The organism is Pseudoalteromonas neustonica (genome assembly GCF_001653135.1).
Classification (GTDB): Bacteria; Pseudomonadota; Gammaproteobacteria; order Enterobacterales; family Alteromonadaceae; genus Pseudoalteromonas; species Pseudoalteromonas neustonica.
In genome coordinates, this window is the sequence record NZ_BDDS01000026.1 from 25,556 (window position 1) to 42,083 (window position 16,528).

Annotated in this window: 11 protein-coding genes and 1 rRNA gene; 3 read left to right on the forward strand and 9 right to left on the reverse strand. The window is 40.1% G+C overall.

All coding sequences use genetic code 11. The features are described from left to right. Positions 1 to 52: 52 nt before the first annotated feature. The 3 genes from A7967_RS20355 to A7967_RS20365 all read right to left on the reverse strand — a co-directional run bounded on the left by A7967_RS20355 (position 53) and on the right by A7967_RS20365 (position 4,557). On the reverse strand, positions 53 to 1,558 hold the full coding sequence (locus A7967_RS20355; RefSeq protein ID WP_054206783.1) for an alanine/glycine:cation symporter family protein: 1,506 nt from the start codon (positions 1,556 to 1,558) through the stop codon (positions 53 to 55). A gap of 217 nt (positions 1,559 to 1,775) precedes the next feature. Further along, positions 1,776 to 2,906, reverse strand: coding sequence for a M14 family metallopeptidase (locus A7967_RS20360; protein ID WP_054206784.1), 1,131 nt, complete (start codon positions 2,904 to 2,906; stop codon positions 1,776 to 1,778). A 208-nt stretch (positions 2,907 to 3,114) separates the two neighbouring features. Then, positions 3,115 to 4,557 carry a glyceraldehyde-3-phosphate dehydrogenase gene (locus tag A7967_RS20365; protein ID WP_054206785.1) on the reverse strand — a complete coding sequence of 481 codons (1,443 nt, stop codon included), beginning with the start codon at positions 4,555 to 4,557 and terminating at the stop codon, positions 3,115 to 3,117. 175 nt (positions 4,558 to 4,732) lie between these two features. Here A7967_RS20365 and A7967_RS20370 point away from each other — a divergent pair, with 175 nt between their 5' ends. After that, positions 4,733 to 5,533, forward strand: a complete 801-nt coding sequence (locus A7967_RS20370) for a DUF2989 domain-containing protein (RefSeq protein WP_054206786.1) — start codon at positions 4,733 to 4,735, stop codon at positions 5,531 to 5,533. A gap of 71 nt (positions 5,534 to 5,604) precedes the next feature. Here the strand turns inward: A7967_RS20370 and ihfA are convergent, their stop codons facing one another. From ihfA to A7967_RS20395, 5 genes are all read right to left on the reverse strand, one after another. Then, positions 5,605 to 5,898 carry an integration host factor subunit alpha gene (gene ihfA, locus A7967_RS20375; RefSeq protein ID WP_054206787.1) on the reverse strand — a complete coding sequence of 98 codons (294 nt, stop codon included), beginning with the start codon at positions 5,896 to 5,898 and terminating at the stop codon, positions 5,605 to 5,607. Positions 5,899 to 5,900: 2 nt separating this feature from the next. Next, complete coding sequence (gene pheT / locus A7967_RS20380; protein ID WP_054206788.1) at positions 5,901 to 8,288, reverse strand: phenylalanine--tRNA ligase subunit beta; 2,388 nt, start codon at positions 8,286 to 8,288, stop codon at positions 5,901 to 5,903. Positions 8,289 to 8,303: 15 nt separating this feature from the next. Further along, positions 8,304 to 9,284 (reverse strand): phenylalanine--tRNA ligase subunit alpha, encoded by a 981-nt coding sequence (gene pheS / locus A7967_RS20385; RefSeq protein ID WP_054206789.1) that lies wholly within the window; start codon positions 9,282 to 9,284, stop codon positions 8,304 to 8,306. A 417-nt stretch (positions 9,285 to 9,701) separates the two neighbouring features. Beyond that, complete coding sequence (gene hda, locus A7967_RS20390; RefSeq protein ID WP_170174547.1) at positions 9,702 to 10,412, reverse strand: DnaA inactivator Hda; 711 nt, start codon at positions 10,410 to 10,412, stop codon at positions 9,702 to 9,704. Then, positions 10,412 to 11,464 carry a DUF2066 domain-containing protein gene (locus A7967_RS20395; protein ID WP_054206790.1) on the reverse strand — a complete coding sequence of 351 codons (1,053 nt, stop codon included), beginning with the start codon at positions 11,462 to 11,464 and terminating at the stop codon, positions 10,412 to 10,414. Before A7967_RS20395 ends, hda begins: the two co-directional genes overlap by 1 nt. A gap of 207 nt (positions 11,465 to 11,671) precedes the next feature. On the opposite strand from A7967_RS20395, the gene A7967_RS20400 reads away from it, so the two are divergent. Beyond that, positions 11,672 to 12,289 (forward strand): LysE family translocator, encoded by a 618-nt coding sequence (locus A7967_RS20400; RefSeq protein ID WP_054206791.1) that lies wholly within the window; start codon positions 11,672 to 11,674, stop codon positions 12,287 to 12,289. A 358-nt stretch (positions 12,290 to 12,647) separates the two neighbouring features. Further along, a complete protein-coding gene (locus A7967_RS20405; protein WP_054206792.1) occupies positions 12,648 to 15,866 on the forward strand; it encodes a TonB-dependent receptor in 3,219 nt (1,072 codons plus the stop codon). A gap of 319 nt (positions 15,867 to 16,185) precedes the next feature. On the opposite strand, the gene rrf is transcribed toward A7967_RS20405, so the two are convergent. Next, positions 16,186 to 16,300, reverse strand: a 5S ribosomal RNA gene (rrf, locus tag A7967_RS20410). Positions 16,301 to 16,528 lie beyond the last annotated feature (228 nt).

Sequence of the window (16,528 nt, forward strand, 5' to 3'; positions counted from 1 at the left end):
TCATTGCCTAGACATTTATTTCAACAAACAAATCACGCTAAATTATCAGTGTCTATGATTTATCGTCTTGCTGCTGTTTAGCTAAACGTTTTTCCCAAAAAGTCGCATTTTTGATACCGAGTTTAACTGGATCAAAATTGATAGCTCCACCCGCTTTCTTCTGGTCTTCAAAATCACGTAAACATAATAAAGCCGGCTTCGCCACGAAAAATATTGCCAAAATACCCAAGATATTAATCCACGCCATTAAGCCAACACCTATATCACCAATGGTCCATATATAGCCCGCGTTATTAACCATGCCATACGACACCATAAACATAATCACTAGCTTCACTAATACCAGTGGGATTGCACCTTTAAAGTAGCGATTTAAATACGCAACATTAGTTTCTGCAATAAAGTAATACGCTAATATTGTTGTGAATGCGAAGAAAAACAATGCGATACCAACAAACGCTTGACCAAAACTACCAAATACACTAAATAACGCCATTTGGGTAAACGCTGCTGAACCTATCTCTGTCGCAGCATCAACATTTTGTACGATAAACTGCCCTGCAGGTAGTTCACCCACTACATTGTATTGCTGTGTTATTAAAATCATTAAGGCTGTTGCTGTACAAACAAAAAGTGTATCTACATAAACAGAAAACGCTTGTACTAACCCTTGCTGAGCTGGGTGGTCAACTTCTGCGGCAGCAGCAGCGTGTGGCCCCGTACCTTGCCCAGCTTCGTTAGAATAAATACCGCGTTTTACACCCCAGGCGATAGCAGCACCAAAGCCAGCCTGTGCTGTAAAGGCATCACTAATAATTAAAGCAAATATTCCAGGTACTTTATCAATGTTTAAAAACACTACAATCAACGCTAAAACAATGTATCCCAATGCCATCAAAGGCACGACAATTTGGGTAAAGTTTGCAATACGTTTAATGCCACCGAAGATGATAAAAGCAAGCACAATAAGAATAATCGCTAATGCAACCAGCTTAAAACTACCAACGTCACCAAAACTAGTGCTGACCATTGTACCTTCGCCAAATACTTGGGTAAACGCGTTACCAACGGCATTTGCCTGTACGCCAGGTAGAAAAACACCACAGGCAATAATTGCCGATACGGCAAATAAAATAGCCAGCCACTTTTGGCCTAAACAACGGTCAAAATAATAAGCTGGGCCACCACGATATTGGCCATCCTCTTCTGTTTTATAAATTTGCCCTAATGTTGATTCTGCAAATGCAGTGCTGGCACCTAAAAAGGCCACAACCCACATCCAAAAGATAGCGCCAGGTCCACCAAAGCCAATCGCGGCAGCAACACCGGCAATATTACCAACACCAACTCGCCCAGATAATGACACGGCTAATGCTTGAAACGATGAAATACCGGTATCAGATGTGTTAGGGCTAAACAGCAATTTACACATTTCTTTAAAATGCCTAACTTGAGCAAACCGGGTTAATATTGAATAGAATAGGCCAGCGCCTAAACATAGGTAGATGAGTGCATTACTCCAAACAACGCCGTTAACAGCGCTTACAAAAGCTTCCATGGATATCCTCTATTATTTTTTATTATTGTTTAACGATATTCTGTTCTTTATTGCCCAGAATCCGCTACCTTTTATAGAAAGAGATGAGGAAGAGTCCTCTGAGTGTCCCTTTGATATAATAAATATTAGCCTAAATACTCTATGATTGTTATCTATTAATTTTTGATATTTTTGAACATTAAGGCATCAATAAACGATGCCCTAATTCAAGTGTACTCTATCTTAATTTATCAACAACATTAACAATTGCCGCTAAAGTATCTTGACCAAATTGATATGAGCGGCGATCTGACCAGCCATAATCTGGATCAGGTAAATCATCGTTATCTTTAAATGGCATTTCTACGGTGTAAGCAAGCGCATTGAACTCTTGTGCAACAGCAGCTGATCCTACCGTTAAGTTTGCCTGTCCAGGCTCATCTTTCGGGTAGCCGTGCACATCTTGAAACTCAGGTGTCACAACAAGCAATGCCGCTTTAAAGCTATCTTCTAAATCTTTTAAGCGTGCATCGTACGCTGGAATACCTTCGCTTCCTGCAACAAAGTTATACGGTATTGCTTCATCACCATGAATATCTAAATGCATGTCTAAGCCGGTCTCGCGCATTTTATTAAGCACTAAATACACCTCAGGGCTATTTTCCATGCTTGGTGTTTGCCATTCACGGTTTAAGTTAACGCCTTTGGCATTAGTGCGCAAATGACCGCGTGCGCTTCCGTCTGGGTTCATGTTTGGTACGATGTAAAAAACCGCTTTTGATAACAATGCAGCTGCATGTGGGTCTTCATCATCTAATAACTTATGTAAAATCCCTTCTACAAACCATTCGGCCATTGTTTCGCCTGGGTGTTGACGTGCAGTGATCCAAATCGTTTTTTTGTTTTCGTCACTCTCTCCACCAATGCGCAAGACACTCATGTCACGGCCATCCAGTGTTTCGCCTAATGTTTCCAGCTGACATGCTTCTTGACTTTGCGCCCACGAAAGTAAATCTAAATGACGCTCGTAGCTATATGGTGCAAAGTAAGCAAAGTAGACGCTGCCACACTCAGGTTCAATTTCAAAAGATAATGTGCCATCAGCATAACTTGAAGGTACACGAAACCATGTTTGGCGATCGTACGATGCAACAGCTTGGTAACCATCCCAACCATCTGGGTAAGCTGAGTTTTCTAAATTATTAATATGCAGTTTATGGCTTTGAAAAGGCGTTGTCTCAAGACGGAAATGGAACCACTGAAAAAAATCAGATTGATGATCTTTATTGATCTCAAGTTGAATATTAAGTGGATCGGTCGCGGTAATGACCTTGATATTACCACTGTCAAAATTACTGGTGATTTTCATTTAAATAAACCTATAGATTAAAAAATTAATTCCTAACAAATAATGCGTTAGATTAGAAATTCAACAACGCCTTCATGTTAAAGACGCTTTGTTATTAAAATGTAGCAAACTAGATACAGCCTACCACATGGCTTTGGTTTTGAAAAAACATTCATGACTAAAAAAGCCAGCAAATGCTGGCTCAATATGAATTAACGACTGTAATTACTTAACGTGGCAAACTTGGGAATGAAACCTCTGCCATATCACGCATACAACGTACAACTTGGCAGCTATAACCAAACTCATTATCGTACCAAACGTAAAGTACAATACGGTTGTCATCAACGATTGTTGCTGTTGAATCTACAACACCGGCATAACGACTACCTACTAAGTCGGTAGATACAATTTCAGTAGACGCTGTGTAATCAATTTGATCGCGTAAATCTGAATGAAGCGCAGCATGGCGTAAGAACGAGTTTAACTCTTCAACCGTGGTGCTGGTCGCTAGGTTTAAGTTCAAAATAGCTAATGATACGTTTGGTGTAGGAACACGGATTGCATTACCTGTTAACTTGCCTTCTAGCTCCGGTAGTGCTTTTGAAACGGCTTTTGCTGCGCCAGTCTCAGTAATTACCATATTAAGCGCTGCGGCACGACCACGGCGGTCTGCTTTATGATAGTTATCTATTAAGTTTTGGTCATTGGTGTACGAGTGTACAGTTTCAACATGGCCATTGTTGATACCAAACTTATCGTTTAACGCTTTTAATGTTGGTGTAATTGCATTGGTTGTACAGCTGGCCGCACACACAATTTTATCTTCAGGTAGAATATCTTGGTTATTAACACCGTATACGATGTTTTTGATATTACCTTTAGCTGGTGCTGTTAATAATACTTTTGTAGCGCCTTTACACTCTAAATGTTGACCAAGGCCTGCTTCATCTTTCCAGATACCCGTATTATCAACGATAAGTGCGTTATCAATGCCGTACGCAGTATAATCAACTTCACTTGGTGAGTTAGCATAGATAACTTGAATGTAGCTACCATTTGCTTTAATTGCATTGCGTTCTTTATCAATGGTAATCGAACCATTAAAAGGACCATGAATTGAATCACGACGCAATAAGCTTGCACGCTTTTCAAGGTCGCCATCTTTACCGCCACGCACAACAATTGCACGTAAACGTAAATCAGCGTAAGGACCTGATTTTTCAATTAGTAAACGAGCGAGTAAACGACCGATACGACCAAAACCGTATAAAACAACATCACGCGGCTCTTTTGCTTGTGAGTTGATGATTTCAGCAAGTTCATCATTTAAGTATTCTTCAACTGAACGACCTTTAGCTGCATCATTATATAAATAACCGTATGCAAGTTTACCGATATCGATACGTGCTGAGTTTAAATCCATTTTAGCGATAGCTTCAAGAAACGGAAAGCTTTCACGTAAACGTAGTTTAGTGCCTTCAAACTGGGCAACAGTTTTGTGAGATTTAATAATCTCAATAGTACTGGCATTTACGAGAGGACGGCCATATACAGCGATTTCAATACCGCGATTACGGTAAAGCTTACCAATGATAGGTTGCATGCTTTCAGCATAATCTTGGCGTTCTTGCCAACTATTTGTGTATTCTAACTCGTGAGATGAGGTCATTTTATTTACCTAATTAAACAATTTTTGAACGGATAGCCATAAGGATATATTGAGTTTTGAGAGCAATGCATCCTATTGGGCACAGCTATTCTAATTTAAACTAACTTTATTCTCCACTGTTAGAGATCAATTCATTACGCTAGAATCATATTAGAGATGATGTAGAGGCTAAAAAATGTTACTAAGAGCAAGCATATTACTAAGTTTATTGGCGTTAACAGGCTGTGAAGAACCATTAACACTTGCCCAAGTGTGTAAGGATACTCCTGGGCTATGTAATGATTTAAATAAAGATAGTCATTGTAAAGAACAGCGAGCAGATGTGATTATGGCGCGCTACCATGAATACAAAGAACCCACTGATGAAAATAAATACGCGTTATTAAAAGGGTTTGAAAAATACGAACAATGTGTGTCGTTAGCCGCAAAAATTGAACATATTAAACTAAAAGAAAAAACCACTTCCCGAGTGGAAGGCCACTTAACCAGTATTAAAGAAATAACACGAATTTTTCAAGATACCAAAAATACCAATCACCCAGGGTTACTTTATTATCATTGGTCACGCAATAATGACCAATCTGCATTAACAAAGTTATTAACCATCGAAGATCAACCCAGTGTGACTGAAGATGCTGAGATGCAGTTTTTTTTAGCAACGTATTATATTAAATTTGATGAAGAAAAAACGATTGATCTGCTCTACAAGACTCTAGAGCTGAATAAGCCCGATCAAATCCCCAACCCTGAAATTTACACAACGCTTGTGAGTTTATTCAATAAGCATGAAAAATTTAAGCACGCTTATACGTTTGCTAAAATTGCACAGCTTTCTGGGATAACAAATATTGATATAATGTCAATTGAGCATCAGCTTACAGCATCAGGGAAAAGTTTAAATAGTCTAGACTCTTTAGCGGAGCAAACTTTTGAGAGTATTCAGACTGGACAGTTTGTATCACCACGTGATTTTTGAATCGTACTTTAATCAATTTATAATATAAATTAAGACAAAAGAAAAAGGCAGCTTGCGCTGCCTTTTTTAATCTATTTGCCCGTGCCAACTTCAACACGGGTTTTGAGCTTTTGACCCGGTCGGAAAGTCACAACTCGTCGCGCCGAAATAGGAATGTCTTCCCCTGTTTTCGGGTTACGGCCAGGCCTTTCTTTCTTGTCACGAAGATCAAAGTTACCAAATCCAGAGAGCTTAACCTGCTCGCCTTTTTCAAGCGCTGAGCGGATTTCTTCAAAAAACGCTTCAACTAAATCTTTGGCATCCTTTTTATTGATCCCCAATTTTTCAAATAGGTGTTCAGCTATGTCGGCTTTAGTAAGCGCCATATCTAGTCCCTCAACGATGCATTAAACTGTTCGGCCAGTGCGGCCACCACGTTATCAACTACTAGATTGATATCTTTCTCTTCGAGTGTTCTATCAACCGCTTGCAGTGTTAGAGCAATCGCCAAACTCTTGTAATTTGGCTCAATACCTTTGCCCTTATACACATCGAATAAGTTTAGGTCAACCAATTGATTTCCGCCAACTTTTTCTATCACTGATAAAATGTCGCCAGATTTCACCTGATCTTCCACTAAAATAGCGATGTCGCGGCGGTTTGAAGGGAACTTAGATACCCCTACTGCCTCTGGTAAATTTCTTTTCTCAATGGCTGACATTTCTATTTCAAACACATAAGTCGCATTATTAATATCTAACGATTTTTGTACTTGCGGATGAACTGCACCAAAGAAACCAACCTTTTTACCGTCAACATAAATCACTGCAGATTGACCAGGATGTAAGCCATCCGATTGCTCAGCTTTGATTTCAAAACGTGTTATATCATTAGTTAATGAAAGTAATGCTTCAACGTCACCTTTTAGGTCATAAAAATCAACAGTGCGTTTTTCTTCAACCCAATGTTCACCATGAGCAAGGCCGGTAATCGCACCACCGATAACTGCTACTTGGTTTACGCCATTCTCTGCATTTTCGTCACGTAAAAATTTAAGACCATGCTCAAATAAACGAATACGCGGTTGCTGACGGTTTTGGTTATACATGACTGACGCAAGTAAACCTGGCATCAGACTGACACGCATTGCCGACATTTCTATCGAAATTGGGTGTGGTAAAATAAGCGCGTCGCTGTCTGGGTGTAAAATAGCTTGTGCTTTAGGGTCAACAAAGCTGTAAGTGATTGCTTCTTGATAACCTCGAGTCACTAAAGTATTGCGAAATTTATTAACCGCAATAGTTGCCTCGTTATGAGTTGTCATTTTTAGTTTAGCCGTTGGCGCAACATTTGGAATACTGTTGTAACCATATACACGGGCAACTTCTTCGATTAAGTCTTCTTCAATGCGAATATCAAAACGATAACTTGGTACATCTGCACTCCAGCTTTCATTTTCAACTTTTACATCTAGACCTAAACGAGTAAGAATATCCGTTACCTTGGCGTCTTCAATGTGGTGGCCAATAACACGGTCTAAACGCGCCCGGCGAAGACGAACTTCTGTCACTTTAGGTAGTTTATCTGCAGCTACCGCTTCCACTACAGGACCAGCTTCACCACCGACAATCTCAAGTAACAACGCAGTTGCACGTTCCATTGCATCATGTTGTAGCGCAAAATCAACTCCACGTTCATAACGATGCGATGCATCTGTGTGTAAACCGTAACTACGGGCTTGCCCAGCTATTGCAACAGGATTAAAAAATGCGCTTTCTAATAAGATATCAGACGTTTTATCTGTCACGCCAGATTGCTCGCCACCAAAAATACCCGCAATTGCCAATGCTTTGTTATGATCGGCAATAACTAATGTTGATTCGTTTAGTTTAGCGGTATTACCATCTAATAAAACGAGCTCTTCACCTGCATTAGCGCTGCGTACTTTGATACCGCCTTCAATAGCGCTCAAATCAAACGCATGCATTGGGTGACCAAGTTCAAGTAACACATAGTTAGTTACATCAACTACGGGGTCGATTGAACGTACGCCACTGCGACGAAGCTTTTCAACCATCCACAGCGGTGTTTCTGCGTCTAGGTTAATGTCTTTGATCACACGGCCTAAATAACGTGGACATGCTTCTTCGTTTACTAGCTCAATTGATATTTTGTCATCAATTGTTGGCGTCACTGCTGGAATTTCTAACGCTTTGACGTCGATGCTATTAAGTACGCCTACTTCACGCGCAATACCTTTAATGCCTAAGCAATCACCACGGTTAGGCGTTAAATCAACATCAATGATGTTATCATCAAGGCTTAAGTATTCTCGTAAATCGGTGCCAATAGGCGCATCACTTGGTAATTCCATGATGCCATCGCCTTCCTCGCTAATCCCTAACTCAACGAACGCACACAGCATACCGTGAGAAGGTTGACCACGAAGCTTGGCTTTTTTAATTTTAAAATCACCTGGTAAAACAGCACCTACCATCGCAACCGCAACTTTAATACCTAAGCGGCAGTTTGGCGCGCCACATACAATATCTAGTAGCTCATCACCACCGACATTGATTTTTGTTACGCGTAGTTTATCTGCATCTGGGTGCTGGCCACATTCAACCACTTCACCAACAACAACACCGGTAAACTGCGCTGCTGCAGGTTCTACGCCATCTACTTCAAGGCCGGCCATCGATAACTGTTCCGAAAGAGCCTGCGTGTCAATTGCAGGGTTAACCCACTCTCTTAACCACTTTTCACTAAATTTCATGTTATATTTTCACTCTTAACGGAACTGATTAAGGAATTTTAAATCGTTTTCGAAAAACGCACGTAAATCGTTTACACCATAGCGCAGCATGGTTAAGCGTTCAACGCCCATACCGAAGGCAAAACCTGTGTATTTTTCTGGGTCAATGCCCACAGATTTAAGTACATTAGGGTGAACCATTCCGCAACCTAGTACTTCTAACCATTTACCGTCTTTGCCCATTACGTCTACTTCAGCTGAAGGTTCTGTGAATGGGAAAAATGAAGGTCGAAAACGAATTTCCATGTCTTCTTCAAAGAAGTTACGTAAGAAATCGTGCAAAATGCCTTTAAGCTCTGTGAAGCTTACATCTGTATCAACCATTAGGCCTTCAACCTGATGGAACATAGGCGTGTGGGTTTGATCGTAATCATTACGATATACACGCCCTGGTGAAATAATACGAAGCGGCGGTTGCTCTGTTTCCATAGTGCGGATTTGCACACCACTGGTTTGCGTACGTAAAACTAATTTTGGATTAAAGTAAAAGGTATCGTGATCCGCACGCGCTGGGTGATGCTCTGGAATATTTAGCGCGTCAAAGTTATGAAAATCATCTTCAACTTCAGGGCCTGATTTAACTTCAAAACCAAGCTCACCAAAAAAGCTCTCAATGCGTTCAATTGTACGAGTTACTGGGTGTAATCCACCTGTTGGCATTACACGCCCCGGTAAAGTTACGTCAATTGTTTCAGCGGCTAGTTTTTCTTCAAGTGCTTTACTTGCAAGTAACTCGCGCTTTTCGTTAATCGCAACTTGTACGTCTTGTTTGGCTTGATTAATTACTTGGCCCGCTTCTTTACGTTCTTCAGGAGCAATTTTACCAAGGGTTTTTAATAAGTTCGTGATTTCGCCTTTTTTACCAAGGTAATTAACCCTGATGTCTTCAAGCTGCGCTATTTCATTGGCACTGGCGACCGCCTCAAGTGCTTGCGCTAATATATTTTCTAAGTTCATTCGATACCTGATCTTTCACAGAGGTGATTGCTTTAGAGCGTGCTGACTTTTCGAGATTAATTTTTCAGCTGAGTCTTTGATTTTTAGTTAAGGCAGAGCACATGTCGTGTAGTTTCCTACAAAATAGTGCAATAACATTGCAAAAAAACCAAACATACGCTGCCCGTCGGGTTCTGCCTAAAGGCGTTTTTTACTGTTACTCAAACTTTACATAGAATTACTATGTTGCAGTCCTCGCATCGCAATTAAAACGCCTCTAGGTTGAACAAATTTCAATCCTGAAAGGTAAACACGCTCTGGTAATAGCTAATGATAACTGAAAGCAAGGACTAGATTCTAGACCTTAAACCAATCTTATTGAATTCTTTCCCATTCTGCATAAGCAAAATGGGAACTTAGGCTGTTTTGCAGGAAAATTTAGAGATGTAGCGTGGATTTAATGAAAGGTATGGTCAATTTTCGTTGTGCGGCCATCGATGCATGATCGAGTTTATCAAGTACATCAAGTAGTGCGCGCATATCACGACTTAAGCGTGTTAATAAAAATCGCGCACATTCATCGCTCAGTTCTAACCCCCGCATATTCGCGCGTTTAACTAAGGCTTCTGCTTTATCATCATCACTCATGGAGCGAATTTGAAAAGTCGTGCCCCATTTTAGCCGCGACTCAAGATCAGGTAAGCTGATATTGAGCATATCAGGTAACAAGTCCGCTGTAACGACCAAACATTTACCTGGCTCATTAAAACGATTGAAAAAATTAAATAGCGCTTTTTCCCACGCATCGTTTCCTGCTACTAGATGTACATCATCAATACATAGTACATCTAGTGCATCTAAGCCATCGAGTACCATAGGCCCAAAATCAATTACTTCTCGCATCGATAGCAACATGGTTGATAAGCCATGTTCTTGTGCATGAATACACGTTGCATACAACAAATGTGATTTACCCGAATCTCCTAAACCACATAAATATGTATATTGGAAGGTAGTTGCTAAACTCTTAAACGCATTTTTTAAATGGCTCACTTCAAGGGAGTTTTCACCACCAAAATATGATGCAAACGTTTCATCATCCGGCAATGTAACCGGCAAGGCCATTTGCACTGGCTCCATTGCCTGCATTATAAGCCAATCCATTGATATTCTAAATTATCTTTAACAACAGAATAAAATGTACGAGGGTCGACAAATGCTTCAAAAGCGCGATCAAGTTTCAGCGCTTTTTGTAAATCGCTCATATTGCCTGTATGGCTGATCGTAAAGTGAACAGCATCAGGTGTTCGAGCGCTAATTGTCACTTGCGTAACAACACTTAAACTTTGTAATCTACGTTTAGCAAGCTCAATATCAACAAAGCTATTTGCACCTTTTAATTCGAATGCAGCTTGAGTTACTTGTCCAAGTAAGTTTGGGTCCACTGCATATTCATCGGCTAAGCCTGCAACTAAGCTATCAATCATTAGAGCGATTGTTTGTTGCTTATCACCTGTTAGTCTATTTTCTTCAAAAAGTTCATCATTGGTAAAACGCCAATCTAGAACCCAACTTTCGCTGTCAAGTTGCTTGTATAACCGTGCTGTGATGCTTCGCTCAGCACTATATCGACTTGATGCTTGCTCCACAGGCTCTGAGAAATTTCCCCATACTTCAGGTATACCAACCAATGCACGATCTTGTAAATCAAGTAATGGTACTACAACGGGTAAACCTCGGCGAGATGCTGTGCTATAGATTAATTTTTCTAACTGCGGATAGCTTTCTTGTGTAACAAGTTCTCGACGCCAGTTATCTTCTATCGCAAGCCAAATAGCAATCAGTGGACGACGAGTTCCCCATAACGGTAAATCAAGCTCTTTAACAAGTGCATTAATTTTATTTGCTTCAAACTTAACAACTAAATTGAGCTCACCGTCTGCTTTTTCATCGTATTCAAATTTAAGCATGTACTCTGAAATGTCTTTGCTACGTTGCTGCGCGAGTGGGTTTTGATCCGCTTGAGGGTCACCACTGACTTTCACTAATACATTAAGTAACGCTTTACGACTGGCGCTTAACCTCGCATCGCGAGATTTATCAGTGACTTTTAGCACATCTTGATATAGATCAGTGACTTCAACTGCAGTCGCTGTAAAACACAAAAAAATAGAGGCAATGGCAATTAGTAATCTAGACACAGGTGATTGGTTCTTTGATTTAAACTTTTTTGATCCTAAATCAAAGCACTCAACAAAGCAAAAATATATTTTAAAATACAATATTATAAATACGTTACTACCAAGCTTTACTATTGTCTTAATCAAAGAATAGGTAGTTAAAATAGCGTGGTTAATCTAACAACTAACTGGTATTGTTTGCGTAAATATATTCTACAAGTAGTTAACATGTTTGATTTTGCTATTCTCGCTGTTTTTATTCCCACCTTCTTCTTTGTCTCTATCACGCCAGGTATGTGCATGACTTTAGCAATGACACTCGGAATGAGTATTGGCGTACGCAAAACAATGTGGATGATGTATGGTGAGGTTTTAGGTGTCGCACTTGTCGCCGTGGCTGCAGTCTTGGGGGTCGCGAGCATTATGCTTAACTACCCCAATGTATTCGCTATTTTGAAGTGGATTGGTGGTGCTTACCTAATCTATATCGGTATTAGCATGTGGCTTGCAAAAGCTAAACTTACTGTAGTTGATGAAAAGCGTGCCGAAGCAAGTCATAAAGCCCTATTCATGCAAGGTTTTATAACTGCCATAGCAAACCCTAAAGGCTGGACTTTTATGATTTCTCTGCTTCCTCCTTTTATAAGCATCAACAAGGCGATAGCACCTCAACTATGTATTCTCGTTGCTGTCATTATGGTCAGCGAGTTTATTTGTATGATTGCCTATGCAAGTGGCGGTAAAAGTTTACGCCTATTTTTAAATACAGGCGATAATATAAAATGGATGAATGCAATAGCTGGTAGTTTAATGATTGGCGTAGGAATTTGGCTAGCTCTTGGCTAATTACGTAAATTGGCCAGCTGAATGTTTGCCGCATAAAGCAAAATTATAATTATCTTACTCCCCCCAAAATTATAATGCAGGATCTCTTGCTATATCCGTTATTGATAAACCCAATACTTAATCACTATAAAAAAGAATTTAATCCGAAAATGTTTACTTTTTCGCACTTTATGTTAAAAAGTAACAGTTACACTTTAAATAACTGTTACTTTTTATGCTTTATTAAAAATAATAGGTTATTAGAAGTAGCGAATGAATTTGGCATATTGGGCCGTAATGTCGATAATAAAATAGCTTTGTAAGTCCTTTGTCTGAACAAGGCTACACTGGTTATAAAAAGCAAAAAAGAGATAAAACCATGTCTAAAATAGTCATCAACAGTAATAATAAACATACAAAACGTACTTCACTTAGCCTAGCGGTTTCATGTGCGATCCTCGGGTTGTGCCCACTATTAGTTTTGGGTCAAACAGCGCCACAAAATGACAGCGATGTCATCACAGGGAAAAAGCAGGACTCTATCGAAGTAATTGAAGTATCTGGGATCCGAGGAAGCATATTTAGCGCTCAAAATTTAAAACGCTATGCTGATACAGTAAAAGATGTCATCACAGCATCAGATATTGGTGCCCTCCCCGATAAATCAGTTACCGAAGCTCTGCAACGTGTGCCGGGTGTAACAATCGAAAGGTTCGCTTCTTCAGATGATCCTAAACACTATGCAGATGAAGGGACTGGTGTACTTATACGCGGGCTGGATCGCGTTCGTTCAGAAGTTAACGGCCGTGATGCATTTAGTGCAAACCCTTCTGGTGGTTTAAGTTATGAAGACTTTCCTGCGGAACTACTAGGTGCGATAGAAGTAGTTAAAAATCAAACGGCTGATCTTATATCCGGTGGTGTTGCAGGTACTGTAAACCTCATTACTCGTAAACCATTTGATTCTACAGAACAATTAATCTCTTTTAATGCAAAAGCAAACTACAGCGACTTCCGTGATGAAACGACTCCTTCATTCTCCGCATTGTTTTCTGATAACTGGGAAACAGATATGGGTAAATTTGGTTTTTTAATTGCAGGATCAAAATCTGAATATAAAACCCGAGGTGATGGTGTAGGTATAGGAAACTTCCATTCTCGTGGCGATTCATTTTTACCAACAACCGATCAGTGGGGTGGAATTACAGGCGTTGATCCTAGCTCACCTGTAGATGGTCCGGCCTTACCAGGCCAACCAGAAGGCAGTGTCTGGCATGTGCCAGCAGCAATACATATGAGTACAGCGACCAACGACCGTAAACGAACAGGTTTCACATCATCCCTGCAATGGGCAAGTAGTGATGACACTGTTGTGGTTACACTAGAACACATCAATTCAAAAGCATCACTTGAGTGGAATGAACGTCAAATAGGTCAAGCAGCACAAGGCTTTAAAAGCTTTATGGGATCATCACAAAACTGGATGGACGATACAGCTAGTGGCCATCCTTTAATAACTGATAATGGATTCGTAACCTCAGGTATCGCACTGGGTGTCAGCCCTGAGACTCCCTTTTTCTATCGCAGTCGTTGGAATCAAAACGAAAACACAGTGAAGGATACCTCATTCAATCTAACGATAAAGCCCATTGACCGTTTAACCGTTGAATTTGACTATCAGCATATAAGTTCAGAAAAATTTTTAAATAATTATAGTATGTCTGGTCAGACACGCGGCAACCATGTTCATGTAGTATCCCCATACTTTCTCGATATGAGAGGCTCTCGACCAACAGTAGAGTTTTTAAGCGATAATATTATGACCGCTGGCTGGTCACCTAACGAAGATTGGAATGGACCCGTACCTAATTTATTCTTAGGCAGTGGTATGGAGCAAAAAGAACACAATACTGCAAAAGCTGATAGTTTTAAATTAGATCTGAATTATGAGCTTGATGGCGTATTTACCAATATTAAAGCAGGTTTATATCTTTCAGACAAAGACCTAACAGTACGAGACACCGCCTACGAGGGTTGGTCTGCCATTGGTACTCCTTGGATCCAAGATGATAGAAATGCTGCATCAGCTATAAATAGACCAGAACTATTTGAACGTGTTGATTTTTCTGATTACTACAATGGTCAAGTGTTACAAGGCGATGTAAATAACTTCTTATTTCCACGCATGGAGTTAGTCAAAAACTACGCAAACTCATTACGTCAAGGTTGTAAAGATGGGTGGCACAACGCAACAAATAGCGCCGCTAATAATGGCGTTTGTAGTGGTACTTACGTTCCTTATACAGACAAGCCAAATCGGGTCGAAGGCCCATATGCAGCACATAACATTAGTTCAACAAATGAAAAGCGTAACGAACTTTACGTGCGCGGTGATTTTGATTTTATTGCACAAGATATACCAATTGTAGGTAACATTGGTTTACGCTACGTCAATTATCAATTGGAATCCACAGGAGCATTTGTACAGCCTGCAACTATCAAACGCGGCGATCCAGGAACATCTCTTAATGCTGTTATGCAACAGCCTGAATATAAACGTTACTATGATATTGCTACAGGTGAGTCTCAGTTAAGTACCGTTGAAGGTACTGATTACAGCACTATTTTACCTAGCCTGAATATAAGCTTTGGTGTCTCTGAAGATGTCGTTGTTCGTTTCGGCGCTTCAAAAGCGCTATTTTACCCAAGCTTAGTTGATGCCCGTAATATTAGCATTCTCAATCTAGACTATACTCGTCGTTTACAAACCCCTGGCGCGGACTCTGATGAAATAAACAACCCCGTTGTTGGACTTGATAATATAGAACTCACCGCACTATCAGGCAATCCAAACTTAGAGCCTGAAACATCTATTAATACTGATCTAACCACAGAATGGTACTTCGCACCTGCTGGTTATATCACTGTGGGCTTATTTTATAAGAAATTAGATAATATTATTCGTAATAAATCATTTGATCTTGATGTTAATTTTAATGGTGAGGAGTACGATGTATCTGCGTATGGGCCAGACAATACAGGATCAGGCACAATCCGTGGAGCTGAGTTTTCATACTCTCAATTCTATGACATGTTACCAGGCGCATTCAGTGGTTTAGGCTTACAATTTAACTACACTTATATCGATCAAAATGGTTTAGAAGATCCTAATAATATTTCAGAAGGTACTTTAGGTTTTGATGAAAACGGTAATCCAATTGCAGATACTAGAAACACCTTTCGTGTATTTAGTGGTTTACCATTACAGGGTTACTCAGATCAAAACATGAATATTATTGGTATGTATGAGTACGAAAATATTTCATTCCGCCTTGCTTATACTTGGCGCTCTGAGTATTTACTTACTTTACGTGAGTCAGAAGAATATGTTCCAGCTTATGCTGAGGCATCTGGCATGATGGATGCCAGCTTCTACTACACGATTAATGATCACTGGAAAGTTGGTATTGAAGCAAGTAACTTGCTTGAAACTGAAACCAAAACTCAATACCAGATGGATCAAGCCGGAACAAGAACGCAAGCATTAAACTTCACGACTGATCGACGCTTTGCGCTTAGCGTACGAGCAACATTCTAAAATAAACACCTTGGATGTAATACCAATCGACTTAAATATTTAACCACCCTAGCGAGTTAAATAAAGAGCTAACTGGGTTATAGCGTGATTTAATTCGTTAAATTGTTCAAATATTTATGCAGATTGGTATTACACACACTATTTGAGTTCACTCAGTACGATGTAGGTCGTGATTTATCGCAACAGCCGATATATGGGGGTGTATTGCTTTCAGATGAACGCCTGAGCGACACTGGCCACCTTGCACCTTGCTCGCTTTTTCACTTTCCTGCAGACGTAAAAAAGCCCGACTCTATGAGTCGGGCTTTCTTTATTTGGAGCCTAGCGATGACCTACTTTCACATAACAAATGCTACACTATCATCGGCGCTGTTTCGTTTCACTACTGAGTTCGGCATGGGATCAGGTGGGTCCAAAACGCTATTGTCACCAAGCAAATTGGGTGTCAGTTCGTATCTCTACGCACTAACTAAAATTTGAAAATGCTGATAATTGTCTTCTTACAACTTTAAGCTTATCGCTTATAGCTGCCAGTAATCTACTTTAGTTGTCGCGATAAATCACGACCTACAATCTTAACTTCTGCGCTTAAACAGTCACATAAAACGCGTTTGGCGTTGTATGGTTAAGCCTCACGGGTAATTAGTACAAGTTAGCTTAAC